Annotated in this window: 10 protein-coding genes; 3 read left to right on the top strand and 7 right to left on the bottom strand. The window is 72.1% G+C overall.

Going from position 1 to position 15,061, the window contains the following annotated elements; genetic code table 11:
* Window positions 1–148 precede the first annotated feature (148 nt).
* Genes LZF96_RS19200 through LZF96_RS19190 form a run of 3 tightly spaced genes read right to left on the bottom strand, consistent with a single transcriptional unit; the run spans window position 149 to window position 3,089 of the window.
* Window positions 149–1,141 carry an ArsA family ATPase gene (locus tag LZF96_RS19200; RefSeq protein WP_233874119.1) on the bottom strand — a complete coding sequence of 331 codons (993 nt, stop codon included), beginning with the start codon at window positions 1,139–1,141 and terminating at the stop codon, window positions 149–151.
* The gene (locus LZF96_RS19195; RefSeq protein WP_233874116.1) at window positions 1,132–1,392 is read right to left on the bottom strand and encodes a cory-CC-star protein; all 261 of its coding nucleotides are present in this window, start codon (window positions 1,390–1,392) and stop codon (window positions 1,132–1,134) included. Before LZF96_RS19195 ends, LZF96_RS19200 begins: the two co-directional genes overlap by 10 nt.
* Entirely contained in the window at window positions 1,389–3,089 is a 1,701-nt protein-coding gene (locus LZF96_RS19190) for a carbon starvation protein A (protein ID WP_233874113.1), read from the bottom strand. Before LZF96_RS19190 ends, LZF96_RS19195 begins: the two co-directional genes overlap by 4 nt.
* Window positions 3,090–3,777: 688 nt before the next feature.
* Here LZF96_RS19190 and LZF96_RS19185 point away from each other — a divergent pair.
* Both LZF96_RS19185 and LZF96_RS19180 read left to right on the top strand, forming a co-directional pair.
* Window positions 3,778–5,403, top strand: coding sequence for a DASS family sodium-coupled anion symporter (locus LZF96_RS19185; protein WP_233874110.1), 1,626 nt, complete (start codon window positions 3,778–3,780; stop codon window positions 5,401–5,403).
* 102 nt (window positions 5,404–5,505) lie between these two features.
* Window positions 5,506–6,690, top strand: a complete 1,185-nt coding sequence (locus LZF96_RS19180; protein ID WP_233874107.1) for an IS630 family transposase — start codon at window positions 5,506–5,508, stop codon at window positions 6,688–6,690.
* On the opposite strand, the gene LZF96_RS19175 is transcribed toward LZF96_RS19180, so the two are convergent.
* On the bottom strand, window positions 6,670–7,104 hold the full coding sequence (locus LZF96_RS19175) for a MarR family winged helix-turn-helix transcriptional regulator (RefSeq protein ID WP_233874104.1): 435 nt from the start codon (window positions 7,102–7,104) through the stop codon (window positions 6,670–6,672). The genes LZF96_RS19180 and LZF96_RS19175 overlap by 21 nt on opposite strands.
* 106 nt (window positions 7,105–7,210) lie before the next feature.
* On the opposite strand from LZF96_RS19175, the gene LZF96_RS19170 reads away from it, so the two are divergent.
* Entirely contained in the window at window positions 7,211–8,125 is a 915-nt protein-coding gene (locus tag LZF96_RS19170) for an alpha/beta hydrolase (RefSeq protein ID WP_233874101.1), read from the top strand.
* A gap of 307 nt (window positions 8,126–8,432) precedes the next feature.
* Here LZF96_RS19170 and LZF96_RS19165 read toward each other — a convergent pair whose 3' ends face one another.
* The 3 genes from LZF96_RS19165 to LZF96_RS19155 all read right to left on the bottom strand — a co-directional run bounded on the left by LZF96_RS19165 (window position 8,433) and on the right by LZF96_RS19155 (window position 14,807).
* Entirely contained in the window at window positions 8,433–10,424 is a 1,992-nt protein-coding gene (locus tag LZF96_RS19165; protein WP_233874098.1) for a PhoX family phosphatase, read from the bottom strand.
* Between the two features lie 901 nt (window positions 10,425–11,325).
* Window positions 11,326–12,936 (bottom strand): aldehyde dehydrogenase (NADP(+)), encoded by a 1,611-nt coding sequence (locus LZF96_RS19160; RefSeq protein ID WP_233874095.1) that lies wholly within the window; start codon window positions 12,934–12,936, stop codon window positions 11,326–11,328.
* A gap of 491 nt (window positions 12,937–13,427) precedes the next feature.
* Window positions 13,428–14,807: an NCS2 family permease gene (locus tag LZF96_RS19155; protein WP_233874261.1), complete on the bottom strand. Its 1,380-nt coding sequence runs from the start codon at window positions 14,805–14,807 to the stop codon at window positions 13,428–13,430.
* Window positions 14,808–15,061 lie beyond the last annotated feature (254 nt).

The raw sequence follows: 15,061 nt of genomic DNA, 5'->3' as shown, positions 1-15,061 counted from the left end.
CCACGAGGCGGGCCCGGATGGGGTCGCGTGGGTGACCCCGCTTGCGAACGGCCTCCCGACGTCGGAACCGACCGGGAAGGCCGGCGGACGGGAAGGCTCCTCCGAAGACACCCCGGCCCACCACCGCCCGGTGGTGGTGGGCCGGACCTCAGGCCGGGGAGGGTCCGAGTCGGTCGGCCAGGACGGCGAGCGCCTCCGCGCCCACCAGGTCCCCCGGCAGCAGCGGCACGTCGAGCAGCGGTGGGTCCGGGATCCGCCGCCGCAACCGGACGAGGTGCTCGTCCTCCCGGTCCCGGCGCCGGGCGAGCAGGTCACCGGCGTCCGCCGGGGAACGGCGGTTGGCGACGAGAGCGGTCACCTCGACTCCGAGGCCGGTGAGCTTCTCGTACATCTCCGTGGTCTCGGCGATCGGAAGCGGTTCGGCGGTCAGCACGATCACGAACCCGGTCCGCGCCGGGTCGGTCACCACCTCGCGCAGCCGGGCGAAGCGGTCGCGCCGACGCAGGAGGACCCGGCGCAGTTCGGCGTCGCGGTCGGTCTCCCGGCCGCCGCCGAGACCGCGCACCGCGTCGCCGAACCGCTCGGAGCGGTCGCGGTTGACGAGCAGGGCCTCGGTCCAGGAGGCGAGCTGTTCGGGCAGCGCGAGCAGCCGCAGCGTGTGCCCGGAGGGCGCGGTGTCGAAGACGACGAGGTCGTACGCCTCCGCCCCGAGCTCCACCGCTTCGGCGATCCGCTCCAGCACCGCCGACTCGTGCGTGCCGGGCGCCTGCCGGGCCAGCTCCAGGTGCCGGGCGGCCGGCGCGTGCATCCGCTCGGGGAGGAGGCGCCGCATCGTCGCGGCGACCGCGGACAGGTGCTGCTCGACCGTGCGCTCCGGGTCGATCTCCAGCCCGTCGACGTGGCCCGCCCTCCCGGCTCCGGGGGTGAGGTCCCCGGGGCCGGTGAGGCGGACGGGCCGGTCGCCCACGGGACGGTCCCAGAGGTGGCCGAGGTTGTGGGCGGGGTCGGTGGACACCAGCAGCACGCGGGCGCCCGCCCGGGCGCGGCCGAGGGCGAGCGCGGCGGCGACGGAGGTCTTGCCGACTCCGCCCTTGCCCCCGACGAACACGACCCGGTGCGGGGTGAGGAGGTCTAGCAGCATCCGACGTGCTCCAGGGGCGAGCGCTCCATGCCCATCCGGCGGTGCCAGGCGTGGAAGTCCTCGTAGACGGCGGGGATCAGCTCGACGGTGTAGTACGCCGCCGGGTCGGGCACGCCCAGTGCCTCCGCGAGGACGACCATCCGGAAGAGGTCGTCCTCCTCGCGCCGGGCGCGGGCGAGGGTGCGCCGGTAGGGACCGGCCCAGAACTCCCCCAACCCGGCCCGGAACGAGGCCCAACGGGAAGGACTCACCCCTTCAGCTCGGCTTTCTCCGTCACATCGGCGTCGGGGTCCTCCGGCGGCTCCCGGTAGGCCCGCCGCATCGCGCCGACCGCCTCGATGGCGACCCACAGGGCGGCGACGATGATGACGACGTCGATGCCCAGCAGCAGCCAGTCCCGGGTCTCGTAGAGGTCCCCGAGCTGGGCGAGCGCCGCCCAGAACGCCATCACGAACACGAACACGAGGGGCACCAGCGCGGGTGTCGGGTTGCGCCGCTTGCGGATCAGGATGACCGCGATGATGGAGAGGGTCAGGGAGGCCAGCAGTTGGTTGCTGGTGCCGAACAGCGGCCAGATCCGCAGACCGCCCGCGCCGTCGGCGCCCTGGCTGAAGGTGAGGGCCATCCCGGCGCCCACCGCGATGAGGGTGCCGATGCCGGTGTTGATCCTCACCTTCGCGGCCTCGCCGGCCTCCTGGACGACGAAGCGCAGCAGGCGCACGCCGGTGTCCATGGTGGTGGCGGCGAACAGGATCGCCATGGTGGCCAGGACCGTCGAACTCAGCGAGACCGGCAGGCCCAGCCCGCCGTGGACGAGCTCCCCGCCACCCGCGACGAACGCCGCGACGCCGCCCTCACCGAAGCCGCTGTAGACGCTCTCCCATTCGGCCACGGTGCGGAAACCCGCCACGGCGGCGATGATCGCGCCGAGGGCGAGCATGCCCTCGCCGACCGCGCCGAAGTAGCCGACGAAGCGGGCGTCGGTCTCCTTGTCCAGCTGTTTGGAGGTGGTGCCCGAGGAGACCATGCCGTGGAAGCCGGATATCGCGCCGCAGGCGATGGTGACGAAGAGCAGCGGCAACAGGTCCGGGGTGCCCGCGGGCACGGCGTCGTTGATGGCCGGGGCGACGATCGTCGGGGCGCTCACCAGCACGGAGACGAAGAGGATGCCGAGGCCGACGAAGAGCTGGACGCCGTTGATGTAGTCGCGCGGCTGGAGCAGCACCCAGACCGGCAGCAGGGAGGCGATGCCGGCGTAGACGAAGAGGGCGAGGATCCAGAAGGTCGCCGGGGACATGCCCAGGATCGGGTCGGGCAGCTCCACCGGGAAGGCGTCACCGAGGAGGATCAGCCCGTAGAGCGCGGCGACGCCGACCACGGTGACCACGCCGAGGCTCACCCTGTAGCGGTAGACCGCCTGCCCGACCAGCAGCGCCACCGCGACCGCGCCCCAGGCGGGGATCACCGCCGAGGGGGTGGAGATCAGCAGGTTCTTGATGACCACCGCGAAGGCCGCGACCACCATCAGCAGCAGCAGGAAGATCACGACCAGGAAGAGCTTCGCGCCCCGGTCGCCGATGTATCGGCCGGAGAGTGTGCCCATCGAGCGGCCCTTGTTGCGCGCCGAGGCCCACAGGGCCCCCAGGTCGTGCATGCCCGCGAAGAAGACCGTCCCGAGGGTGACCCACAGGAAGGCGGGCAGCCAGCCCCAGATCACGGCGACCGCGGGGCCGACGATCGGCGCCGCGCCCGCGACCGAGGTGAAGTGGTGTCCCCACAGCACGAACTTGTTGGTCGGGACGTAGTCCACGCCGTCCCGCTGTTCGTGCGCGGGTGTCCTGAAGGCCGGGTCGAGCTTGTAGACCCGGTCGCCCAGGAACTTCGAGTACAGGAGGTAGCCGCCCGCGAATGTCGCCAGGCCGATCAACAGCAGGGGGAGTGCGTTCACGCGGGATGCCTTCCGGGGTCGGGGAGACGGAGCCGCTGCCCCGCACCCGTCGTACACCCGCCGGACAGTCGGCGGGGGCGGCGGGACGTTGGCCTCCCCTGCCGAGGGGAACCGGCGGCGGGAACAGGGGAAACGGGAAGCCTGTGCCCCTGTCGCATGCCCCGGCACGGTACTCGGACAGGTGGGCCGCGTCCAGAAGTCCGACAACGGGTTGTCGTCACCGTGACCGGGCCGAGATGTCCCTGCTCGGAGAGCACCGCCGGCCGGGATCCATCGGCTCCCGGAGCCGCTCGGGAACGGCGTTCGAGGATCGTGCCCGGCCGTTCACGCGGATCCCCGCGCACCCGGACGGACGGAAATCGTCGAGGGGACCGAACCCCGCGACTCCATCGGCACCGAGGCGGCCCGTCACCCCGCCGACGCCCCCGGGAGCGGGTGACCGCCCGATCACCCGCCGCTTTCCGCCGGCCCGGCCCGGTCGGGCCGGCGGATCGACCGCTCCGGGGCGGGGTGCCCGACACGTCACGGCCCGTCCCGGCCCGTCCCCCGGTCACCGGAGCCCCGGGCAACACCCCGATAACACTCCGCGCCCCGGTGCGTGGACGCCGACGGAACGGGCAGGGGGCCGGCGGAAGCCGGCCCTTCGCGGGCCGAACACACCTGCACACGGCGGACAATGGGGGACAGCGTGGCGGACACGGGGACGACGAGGTCCGAGGAGGAACGGCCGGAACGCCGGGACGGCACCGCGCCGGAAGGCGAACGGACCGGCGGCCCCGAGGGGGGCGGGGCACCGGACGGACCGGACTCCGCGCCCCGCGTGGAGACGGCCGACCGACCGGGCACCGGGGTGCGGACCCGGCAGTGGGTCGGGCTGTTCGCCGGCCTGGTGCTGGCCTTCGCCGTCCGACTGCTGCTGCCCGACTCGCTCGCGCCGCAGGACAGGAACGTGGCGGCCGTCGCCGTGCTGATGGCCGTGTGGTGGATGACCGAGGCACTGCCGCTGCCGGCCACCGCCCTGGTGCCGCTGATCGCCTTTCCGGCGTTGGACGTGGCGCCCATCGAGGAGGTCGCTCCCCCGTACGCCAACCCCGTCATCTTCCTGTTCATGGGCGGCTTCATCATCGCCATCGCGATGCAACGCTGGAATCTGCACACCCGCTTCGCGTTGGCCACCGTGCTGGTGGTCGGCACCGGTCCGCGCCGGATGATCCTGGGTTTCATGATCGCCTCGGCGTTCCTGAGCATGTGGATCTCCAACACCGCGACGGCGGTGATGATGCTCCCCATCGGCATCGCCGTGCTCGGGCTGATGGCGCAGCTCGGCGACGGCCGGCGGGACCCGAACTTCGCCACCGCCCTGATGCTGGGCATCGCCTACGCGGCCTCGATCGGCTCGCTCGGCACCGTGATCGGCACCCCGCCCAACACCCTGCTGCGCGGCTTCGTCGACGAGAACTACGGCATCTCGATCAGTTTCTTCCAGTGGATGCAGTTCGGGGTGCCGATCGCGGCCGTCTTCCTGGTCATCGCCTGGCTGGTGCTCACCCGGGTGGTCTTCCGGCCGAGCGTCGGCGAGATACCCGGCGGCCGGGAGCTGATCCGGGAGAAGCTGCGCGAGTTGGGCCCGATCAGCCGCCCGGAGTGGACAGTGCTGGCGGTCTTCGTGTTCGCCGCCGTCTCCTGGGTGTTGATGCCGCAACTGCACGGCGTGTGGCCGTGGACCGAGCGGATCGACGACGCCGCGATCGCGATGACGGCCGCCGTGCTGCTCCTGCTGCTGCCGGTCTCCCGCGATCGCCGCCATCGGGCGCTGGGCTGGGAGGACACCAAGGCCCTGCCCTGGGGCATCCTGCTGCTGTTCGGCGGTGGGTTGGCGCTCTCCGGTGCCTTCAACCGCACCGGGGAGGACGGCGAGCAGACCGGGCTGGGGCCGTGGATCGGTGACCGGGTCACCGGCCTGGACGTGCTGCCGACCGTGCTGTTCGTGGTGGCGGTGGCCGTCCTGGTGCTGCTGCTGACGGAGTTGACCAGCAACACCGCCACGGTGGCGACCTTCCTGCCGATCATGGCGGGGGTGGCGGGCGGCCTGGGGCTGGATCCGATGCTGCTGCTCATCCCGGTCGCCGTGGCCGCCACCTGCGCCTTCATGCTGCCGGTGGCCACGCCGCCGAACGCGGTGGTCTTCGGCTCCGGCCAGGTGACCATCGGGCAGATGATCCGGGGCGGGGTCTGGCTCAACGTCATCGGCATCGTGCTGCTGATGCTCGCCCTCTACAGCCTGGGAGTCCTGGTCTTCGGCCTCACCGTCTAGTGCTCTGACCGGGAAGGTTCGCCGGGTCGGCGGTTTCAGCGGTTGGATGTCCGGAGACGTCCGACCCAACCGTTGGGGGGTGTGGTGGCTGAGCCTGCCCGTGTGCGCAGATTGACCGACCAGGAGGGGCAGAAGCTGCAGCAGATCGTGCGCCGGGGCAGCACCAGCACGGTGCGATACCGGCGCGCGATGATGCTGTTGGCCTCGGCCGGCGGAAACCGGGTCCCGGTGATCGCGAAGCTGGTTCAGGCTGACGAGGACACCGTCCGCGACGTGATCCACCGGTTCAACGAGATCGGCCTGGCCTGCCTGGACCCTCGCTGGGCGGGAGGCCGTCCCCGCCTGCTCAGTCCTGACGACGAGGACTTCGTCGTCCAGACGGCCACCACCCGCCCGACCAAGCTCGGCCAGCCCTTCACCCGCTGGTCGATCCGTAAACTTGCCGCCTACCTGCGGAAGGTACACGGCCATGTGATCCGGATCGGCCGCGAGGCATTACGGTGCCTGCTCGCCCGCCGCGGCATCAGCTTCCAGCGCACCAAAACCTGGAAGGAGTCGCCCGACCCCGAGCGTGACGCCAAGCTGGACCGCATCGAGGAGGTGCTGGAACGCTTCGCGGACCGCGTGTTCGCGTTCGACGAGTTCGGGCCGCTCGGCATCCGCCCCACCGCCGGGGCCGGCTGGGCTCCCGCCGGTCACCCCGAGCGCCATCCCGCGACCTACCACCGCACCCACGGGGTGCGGTACTTCCACGGCTGCTATTCCGTCGGCGACGACCGGCTGTGGGGCGTCAACCGCCGCAAGAAGGGTGCGGTGAACACCCTGGCCGCACTGAGGTCGATCCGGGCCGCGCGCCCGGACGGCGCCCCGATCTACGTCATCCTGGACAACCTGTCCGCCCACAAAGGCGACAAGATCCGCCGCTGGGCGAAGAAGAACCGCGTCGAGCTGTGCTTCACCCCGACCTACGCCTCGTGGGCCAACCCGATCGAAGCCCATTTCGGGCCACTGCGGCAGTTCACGATCGCCAACTCCAACCACCGCAACCACAGCGTGCAAACCCGGGCCCTGCACGCCTACCTGCGCTGGCGAAACACCAACACCCGCCACCCCGACATCATCGCGGCGCAGCGTCGCGAACGTGCCCGCGTCCGAAGCGAGAAGGGCATCCGCTGGGGTGGACGTCCCTTGCCGTCGCAACCTGAACGATCTGACGAACCCATGCGGTCGCGGCCCGAACGTGCAGCAGAGCACCGGACAGACGAATCACTCGCGCATACGGCCTGACGCGGGCGAGGCGAGCATCGCTTTGAGGATGCGTTGCAGCTCAACGCGGTCCTGGGGGGTGACCCTCGCCAACCTGCGGTCGTACTCCGCCGCGAGAGCTGCAAGTGCTCGATCGCGTGCTTGCGTGCCCTCAGCGGTCAGTACGAGCCGATGACGCCGCAAGTCCGCCTCGTCGATCTCGCGGCGAACAAGGCCCTTGGCGACGAGGTTGCGAACGTAGACCGTCACGCTCGCCTTGGGCAGCAGCAGCGCAGTCGCGATCTCAGCCGGGTACGGCGACGCCTCCACCTCGGCCAGGACGAAAAACTCCTTCGTCTCCAACCCGAGCTCGGCCAGCTCCCCCGTGCAGGCATCCATCACAACACCCAACAGCCGCTGGTTCAGCGTCCACAGCTGCGCCCCGTCGACTGACATCGACCCTCCATCCAGGTGATACAGTTTCGTATTAGTTTCAGCTCGTACAAGATATTGTTTTGTGCTGGACTCCTATGGAACAACAATCTCACGAAGGAAGCCAGGCATGCTTCAGCACCTCACGATCCCGCGCGGTCCCATCAACCTCGCCGCGGACCTCCACCTGCCCGACAACGCCGACAGCAGCGCACCGCTGCGCGCCGTGGTGCTCTCCACTCCAGGCAGCAGCGTGAAGGAGCAGATCGGCGCCAACTACGCCTCCCGTCTCGCCGCTCACGGCATCGCCGCCCTTGTCCTCGACCCCGCCCATCAGGGCCAGAGCGAGGGCGAGCCCCGCGACCTCGAAGACCCCTACCGCCGAGGCGAGGACATCTCCTACGCCATCGACGTGCTCACCACGACCCCCAGCATCGACCCGCAGCGCATCGGCGTCCTCGGCATCTGCGCCGGTGGCGGCTACGCGGTTCACACCGCCCGCACGGACCACCGCATCAAGGCGGTCGGTACGGTCGTCCCCGTCAACATCGGCAACGCGTTCCGCAGCTTCTCCCCCGACGGTCCGGCCGCAGCACTCGACGCCCTCGCGGACGCACGGACCGAAGAGGCCCGCTCCAGCGAGATGACCCGCGTGAACTGGCTGCCCGACACCCTCGAGGACGCCGAGGCAGTGGGCCTAACCGACATCGACACCACTCAGGCCATCACCTACTACCGCACCGAGCGCGGCGGCAACGAATACTCCACGAACCGGCGCCTCCTGCGCGGCGACTCCCACCTGCTGGGCTACGACGCCTTCCACCTGGCCGATCAGCTCATGACTCAGCCCCTGCAGGTCATCCTCGCCGGACGCATCGGCAACACCGGCTCCTACGACACCGGCATGCAGCTGTGGAAGCTGGCCCCCAACCCCGTCGACCTCATGGTGATCGACGGCGCTGGCCACTACGAGATGTACGACGAACCCGAATACGTCGACGCTGCCGTCGAACGACTCGTCAGCTTCTATGCGAACAACCTGTAAGGCATACGAACCGGCGAACCTATGCGGTCACAACACTAGGGCGGCGCACCGCGCGGGCCCGCCGGATCGGTGATCGTCGTGGTCGGGCCGGTGGCGAGGTCCGGCCCCTGTCACCGGGACGCCGTGGCCACGCCCTCCACGGGCGCGGACCGACCGGCGGGCGGCCCCGTGCCGTCACGCCGGCGACGAGCGTTCCCCGGTCCGTCCGGTGGACGGACCGGGGAAGACGGGATGGGAACGCGGGCGGGGCCCGTACCGGATCCGGGGAGACGGATCGGTACGGGCCCCGCGTCGGTTTCGGTGGGTGTCAGGCGCCGATGATCCCGCCGTCGGTGCGGCGGATCACCACGGTCGCGGAACGGGGACGGCCCTCGGGGTCGAAGTCGGGCCAGTTGCTCACGGCGCGGGGGTTCGCCGGGCTCGGCGCGCCCCAGGCGGAGGTGGCCTCGCCGGGGTGCTGGACGTTGACGAACATCGTGCGACGGTCCGGAGTGGTGATCACACCGGTGATCTCGCAGCCGCGCGGGCCGACCAGGAAGCGTCGGATCTCACCGGTCTTCGGGTCGGCGGCCAGCATCGCGTTGTTGGCGATGTTGTCGTACCCCCGACTCGCGAGGTTCTGCGAGGAGTTGGAGATGTCGGTCTGGATCCACAGCCGGCCCTCGTCGTCGAACCACAGGCCGTCGGGCGAGCCGAACATGCTGTCCTCATCCAGCTCGACCGAGGAATCCCGGGACGGGTCGCCGGCCAGGACGAAGATGTCCCAGGTGAAGGTGGTCGCGGTGTGGTCCTTCCCCTTCTCCGCCCACCGGATGATGTGGCCGTAGGGGTTGGGGGTGCGCGGGTTCGCCTCACCCGGCCATCCGGTGCCGTTGGTGAGGGCGCAGTACACGTCCTTGTTCTTCGGGTTGACCGCGACCCACTCGGGGCGGTCCATCTTCGTGGCACCGACCGCGTCGGCGGCCTGGCGGGTGCGGATGAGCACGTCCGCCTGGTCCTTCCAACCGTTCTTCTTGGTCAGCGGGCCCCTGCCGAAGGCCAGCGGCAGCCAGGTGCCCCGGCCGTCGTCCTCGAACTTCGCGACGTACAGGGTGCCGTGGTCCAGCGGGCTGCGGCCCAGGGCCCGGTGGGTGCGCCAGTTGCCGTCGCCGACGAACTTGTAGATGTAGTCGCCGTCCTGGTCGTCACCGGAGTAGGCGACCACCCGCCCCCGGGACTCCACGACCGTGCAGCCCTCGTGCTTGAAACGGCCCAGCGCGGTGCGCTTGACCGGCTTGGCCTTCGGGTTGGTCGGGTCGATCTCGACCACCCAGCCGAAGCGGTTGAGCTCGTTGCCGTTGCGGGCCACGTCGAAGCGCTCGTCGGCCAGGTGCCAGCGGTAGCCGAAGCCACCGGCGTTGACGCCGTAACGGGCCTGCTCCGGGGTCGGGGACCAGGAGGTGTCCTCGGTGCCGAAGTAGCCGTTCCAGTTCTCCTCACACGTCAGGTAGGTACCCCAGGGGGTCACCCCGTGGGCACAGTTGTTCAGGGTGCCCATGGGGGCGTTGTTCGAGCGCAGCTCGGGGTGGGTGACCTTGACCGGGCCGGAGAACTCGACCGGGGTGGTGCCGGTGACCTTGCGGGCGTAGCGGGAGTCGACAACCTGCCACACCCCCTTGCGCTCCTCGATCTCCACCACGCTGACGCCGTGGGCGGCGAGCGCCTTGGCGACCTTCTCGCGGGTCATCTCGGCCGGACCGTCGGGGAAGAGCAACTGCTGGTCCACGTACTCGTGGTTGAGCACCAGCAGGCCGCGGCGGTTGCCCTCCTTGCCCTTCCCCAACGGGAAGAAGTGCATCCCGTCGTGGTTCATGCCGATCTGCTGTTCCTGCTCGGCCGCGGTGTTGGAACCATCCCTCTTCCACTTCGGGCCGCGCGGACTGAGCGGGGTGCCCCAGGGGATGAGCACCTGGGTCTCGTAGCCGGGCGGCACGCTGAAGGCGTCGTCGGAGGAGGTCGGGACGGGGGCGAAACCGATCAGGCCGCGCCCACCCGGCTTGCCGGGGGCGGCCGGCTTGCCCGCGGTCTCCGGCTTCCCGGCCGCGACGGGAGAGGCCGGCGGGGCGGCGACCGCGGAACCGGAGAGCGATCCGGCCACCATGAAGCCCGCCGCGGCGGCGGTCCCGCCGCGCAGGGCCGCTCGGCGGGACAGGAAGGTGCCCGCGACGTCCCGGAAGGGACGGTTGCCGGAGGGGTTCGAACTCACCTCGTCGGGGTCGATCTCGGGGAAAACCGGTCCGGGCGCCGACTGCGCTGACATCTTGTGCCTCACTGCTCTACCCCGCCGACGGCGGGGATGGTGGTCATGTGATGTTGCGGCGAGGCTAGGAGCCGGTCGTGGCGATGAGGGATGGGGGAGGTGAACGGTCGGCCACCTCCGCACATACGGGCGATCGGATTCGCCCGATCGCCCCGCACGGTGCCCGGGCGGGCACCGTGCGAACGCCGACCCGCTGATCGTCGGGGCGGTCGATCGGGAGCGACGGGATGCCGGAGGGCACCGGACGACGACGGGCGCCGGGAGCGGATCCCCGACGACCGGGGGTGCCGTCCCCTGGCGACCGGGTGCCGGGGTACCGGGGTGCGGGACGCTCCCGGAACGGGGGCCCGCCCGGGGGTGGCGGCGACAGCCGGGATGTCGGGCGCGGCCCCTCCCCGAAGGAGCGGGCCCGCCCCGGGGGTGCCGACGGAACGGCCGGGTGCCGGGATACCGGGGTGCCGGACGGTGCTCCCCGAGCGGACGGGCCCGCTCGGGGGCGGTGGAGCGAGAGGGGAACCGAGGCGTCGGCGGACGGCGGACCGGGGCGGGGTGGGCACGCCGGACGCGTGGGGCGGGGAGCGGCGGTCCGTCACGGCCCGGTTCCCCGGCACCGGTCCCCGCCCCCGGAGTCGTCGGGGGGCGGCCCGCCGTCGCGGGCGATGACGGGTGGACACCACCGTGCCCCCGAAACGCGGGCGTTTCGGGGGCACGGTGGGGCAATCACCGGGCGGGTGGCCGGGAACGGCACGGCGGACGAGCCACGTGCCACACCCCGGCGGACGCCGCGCGGACGGCCGCGGGCGCCCCGTCGGGTCGTCTCCCGAGAACAGCCCGACGGGACGCGGTCGGTGGGGCGGGGAGGGGCGGGAGGGACGAGGACGCGCCCGACCCCGGTCCTCGGTCAGCCGAGTTCGCGGCGACCGTTCACCCGGCGGGGCAGGCCCAGCGGGTTCTCGTCGCGCAGCTCCGGCGGGAGCAGCGCGGGCGGGGTGTCCTGGTAGGCGACCGGCCGCAGCCACCGGTCGACGGCCGCGACGCCCACCGAGGTGGAGTGGGAGGTCGCCGCCGGGTAGGGGCCGCCGTGGTGCTGGGCGGGCACCACCGCGACGCCGGTCGGCCAGCCGTTGACCAGCACCCGGCCGGCGAGCGGGGTGAGCGCGGCGAGCAGGCGCGCCGCGGGACCGGTGGGGTCCTCGGCCTCGGCGGCACCGATGTGCAGGGAGGCGGTGAGGTTGCCACCCAGCCGCTCGAGGGCGCCGGTGACCTCCGTCGGCTCGCCGTCGCCGTTCCCGGCCTCGTACCGGGCGATGACGGTGACGGGGCCGAAGCACTCCTCCAGCAACGCCCCGTGGGCGGGGTCGGCGAGACGGGCGGCGGGGACGGTCAGGAAGCCGGCGGCCACCGTGCGGCCGTCCCCCTCGGCCGGGGTGACGGGGGCGGTGACGTCCTCCAGGGCGGCGCGCTCGCGCACACCCTCCAGGAACGCCTCGCGCATCCGGCCGTCCAGCAGCACACCCGCGGGGGCCTCGCCCACCCGCTCGGCGAGGGTCTTCAGCAGGGCGTCGCCCGCCGGCCCCTCGGGGACGAAGACCAGACCGGGCTTGGTGCAGAACTGGCCGACCCCCATGGTCATCGAGCCGGCCAGGCCGGCGCCGATGGCGTCGGCGCGCTCCTCCGCGGCGGCGGCGGTCACCACGACGGGGTTCAGACTGCCCAGTTCGCCGTGGAAGGGGATCGGCACGGGGCGGGAGCCGGCGGCGTCGAAGAGGGCGCGCCCGCCCCGGATGGAGCCGGTGAAACCGGCGGCGGCCACCAGCGGGTGGCGGATCAGCTCCACGCCGGCGTCGAAGCCGTGCACCACCGACAGCACGCCGTCGGCGAGTTCGGCGAGGCCGACCCGCTCGGCGGCGCGCCGCACGGCGGCGGCGCACAGCTCGGAGACCGCCGGGTGGTCCGGGTGGGCCTTGACGACGACCGGGCAGCCGGCCGCCAGGGCGCTGGCGGTGTCGCCGCCGGGCACGGAGAAGGCCAGCGGGAAGTTGGAGGCCGCGTAGACGGCGACGACGCCCAGCGGGACGCGGGTGCGTCGCAGGTCGGGACGGGGCGGGGTCGCCGAGGGGTCGGCGTGGTCGATGGTGAGGTCGAGGTAACCGCCCTCGGCGATCTCGTCGGCGAAGGCGCGCAGCTGACCGGTGGTACGGCCCAGCTCGCCGGTCAGCCGGGCGGTGCCCAGCGCGGTCTCGGCGTCGGCCGTGGCGATGATCTCCTCGCCGGCGGCCTCCAGCTCCTCGGCCGCCGCGCGCAGCAGGGCGATCCGGGTCTCCCGGTCGGCGAGGGCGGGCCGGGCCGCCTCGGCGGCACGCACGGCGGCGTCCACGTCGGCAGCGGTGGCCTCGTGACCGACCGACTCGCGTCGCTCGCCCGTGCGCGGGTCCACGCTCCACACTTCAGCTGCCACGGTTTCTTCCTCCTGCGAGAGTTCGGACGCCGCCCGCGGGATGTTGTTCGACATCGCGAACGCCGACCGTGGATACGAATGTCTGGGACCCTACCCGGGTCGTCTCCGGGCGAACAAGGGCCGCGCCGGGTCGTCCGTTCCGCACCACGGCGACCCGGCGCGTTCCTTCCGCGCACCACCGCGGGCCCGGAGGGTGCCGTCCCCGATGGGCCGGGAACCGGCGCGGGCCCGCCGTGCGGAACGGACCCCGATGACGCGGCGCAGTCGCCATCGGATCCGCTGTCCACAGCGTATCCTGCAAACGCTTTCTGTCCATACCCCGGCGTCATCGGCCTTGGATGACACGAAGGTGGATCTTTCCTGCAACCGGTTGTGTGACGCGAGCTCCGGATTTCCGCACCGGGGCCGGTGCCCGCCGCCTCCCACCCGCCCCGGCCGACCGGGTCCCCTCCCCCACCACCCTCCCGGACCACGTGACGGCGCCCCGGCCCGACCGGAAGCGGTCGGAAACCGGGGCGCCGTCACACGGATCCCACGAGGAGGGATCAGCGCAGGCCCAGCAACTGCTCCACCGGGTCGATGGCGAAGTACACCAGGAACGCCGCGGCCACCAGCCACAGCAACCAGTGCACCGAGCGGGCCCGACCGGAGACCGCGCGCAGCAGCACGAAGGTCACGAACCCGGCGCCCAGACCGTTGGTGATCGAGAAGGTGAAGGGCATCACGATGATCGTCACGAACGCCGGGATCGCGATGTCGTACCGCGCCCAGTCGATCCGACCCACCTGCGCCATCATCAGGAAGCCGACCGCCACCAGCGCGGGGGCCGCGGCCTGCGAGGGCACCATCGCCGCCAGTGGGGCGAAGAACAGCGCCAGTGCGAAGAGGCCACCGGTCACCAGGTTCGCCAGACCGGTCCGGGCCCCCTCCCCCACACCGGCCGCCGACTCGATGTAGGAGGTGTTGGAGGACACCGACGCCGCGCCACCGGCGACGGTGGCGATGCCGTCCACGAACAGCAGACGTCCCAGGCGCGGCACCCGGCCGCACTCGTCCAGCAGGCCGGCCTCGGAGGTGACCGCCACGGCGGTTCCCATGGTGTCGAAGAAGTCGGTCAGGAAGAGCGTGAAGACCAGCAGCACCACGGTGATCAGGCCCACCGTGCCGAAGGCGCCGAACAGCGAGAACGCCCCCACCAGGCCGAAGTCCGGCGCGGCCACCAGGCTTTCGGGCACCTCGGGCGTGGTCAGCCCCCACTCGATGCCGTCGGCGACCAGTTCGATGACGAGCGCCAGCACGGTCATCGCGACGATGCTGATGAGAATGGCGCCCTTGGCGCCCCGGGCCAGCAGCACGAAGGTCAGCAGCAGGCCGACGCAGAAGACCAGGATCGGCCACCCGCTCAGCGAGCCGCCGGAGCCCAGCTCCACCGGGGTGCCCTCGCCCCGACCGACGAAGCCGGCGTTGACCAGGCCGATGAAGGCGATGAACATGCCGATGCCCACGCCGATCGCCTGCTTGAGCGGCAACGGGATGGCGTGCATGATCGCCTCGCGCAGGCCGGTGGCGGCCAGCACACAGATGAGGATGCCCTCCAGCACCACCAGGCCCATCGCCTCCGGCCAGGTCATCAGCGGCGCCAGGCCGTAGGCGACCATCGCGTTGAGCCCCAGACCGGCGGCCAGCGCCAGCGGGAGGTTGGCGGTGACGCCCATGAGGATCGTCATCACCGCCGCCACCAGCGCCGTGGCGGTCACCAGCTGGCCGAAGTCCAGCTGGTTCCCGTTGATGTCCTGCGCGCCGCCCAGGATGATCGGGTTCAGCACGAGGATGTAGGCCATCGTGAAGAAGGTGGCGAAGCCGCCGCGGACCTCCCGTCCGAGGGTCGAGCCGCGCTCGGAGATCCGGAAGAAGCGGTCCAGCACGGCGGGCGGCGCCCCGCCGGACGCCCCCTTCGCCGCGGTCGTGGTGCTCGCGGTCCCCGGCGCGCCGCCGTTGTCGGGTCCGCGGGAGGGGGCGGCCGGGGCGGGGTCGGCGGGGACGAGGTCGCGCCGGTGGGCGAGCGCGCCGTGCCGCACCACCAGCAGCAGCCGGGCCCCGGCGGGGACCGGTCGGCCGTCGACGACGCCGGGAGCGGCGGCACGCCGGGGCAGCACCGGGGACGGCGCGACCACCCGCA

It is taken from the genome of Streptomyces sp. ST2-7A (assembly GCF_021390475.1).
Taxonomy (GTDB): Bacteria; Actinomycetota; Actinomycetes; order Streptomycetales; family Streptomycetaceae; genus Streptomyces.
Note: the sequence above shows the minus strand (reverse complement) of the source record. Positions and strands in the feature narration are given on the sequence as shown.

What these genes read in the sequence shown, in the direction of transcription:
- LZF96_RS19200 (WP_233874119.1), bottom strand. Translation starts at nt 1,141, where the DNA reads ATGCTGCTAGACCTCCTCACCCCGCACCGGGTCGTGTTCGTCGGGGGC.
- LZF96_RS19175 (WP_233874104.1), bottom strand. Translation starts at nt 7,104, where the DNA reads ATGTCAGTCGACGGGGCGCAGCTGTGGACGCTGAACCAGCGGCTGTTG.
- LZF96_RS19170 (WP_233874101.1), top strand. Translation starts at nt 7,211, where the DNA reads ATGCTTCAGCACCTCACGATCCCGCGCGGTCCCATCAACCTCGCCGCG.
- LZF96_RS19165 (WP_233874098.1), bottom strand. Translation starts at nt 10,424, where the DNA reads ATGTCAGCGCAGTCGGCGCCCGGACCGGTTTTCCCCGAGATCGACCCC.
- LZF96_RS19160 (WP_233874095.1), bottom strand. Translation starts at nt 12,936, where the DNA reads ATGTCGAACAACATCCCGCGGGCGGCGTCCGAACTCTCGCAGGAGGAA.